Origin of the sequence: Chitinophaga silvisoli (genome assembly GCF_003412465.1) — a bacterium.
In the GTDB taxonomy this organism is placed as follows: Bacteria; Bacteroidota; Bacteroidia; order Chitinophagales; family Chitinophagaceae; genus Chitinophaga; species Chitinophaga silvisoli.
This window is the reverse complement of record NZ_QTJV01000026.1, coordinates 1-658: the sequence shown is the minus strand read 5'-3', so window position 1 is coordinate 658 and position 658 is coordinate 1. Positions and strand designations below refer to the sequence as shown.

General features: G+C 27.7%; 1 protein-coding gene. It reads right to left on the bottom strand.

Features of this window, described 5'->3' with window-relative positions:
• Positions 1–119: 119 nt before the first annotated feature.
• On the bottom strand, positions 120–658 hold a 539-nt coding region (locus DXN04_RS33490; RefSeq protein ID WP_147320144.1), incomplete at its 5' end, for an FAD-dependent thymidylate synthase.

Here is a 658-nt window from a genome sequence, read left to right as displayed (position 1 = left end):
ATGTTACTTCTTTATCATCTTTAATTCCAATTGTAGTATAAAGAAATTCTTCACCGGCATTTAACTCATCAGTAAAATAAATACCACTATAATCTTCAACATGAAAGTGTTTAAGTTTATCAATCTCTGAAGTCATATCCAAGTTCCATTAAATTATTTCTAATCATACCAGCTATAATTTTAGCATTAGGATGAGGAGTACCAGTAGTACCATAATAACGTAAATCAATAATATGACGCCATTCTCTTACGGAATATGTATAAATACATCTAGTAGCAGTATCAAGAGGAAGTTTACCACGAGCATCTTGACGACGAATTTTATATTTATCTACAAGAATTTTATATTCTTCAAAATCTCTTTTACATCCATTAAGATAAACATTTATAGCTTCATTTAAATCAGCATTTATAGCTTCATTTAAAATAATATTATTATCATTATTAAATAATTCAGCTTCTTCTTTGCTTATCCAATGAGGTCTACAAATACTTCCATCTTCATAAACATATCTAGTTGATTTTTCAGCAATACTATTAGGACTAACGCGGTTTAATTCACGAGAAGTACTAATTTGTGTATCAACACAAAAAGTATATCTCATCATATGAAATCCTATTTCAGTATTACAAAAATCTTCAATAGGAACAATATATT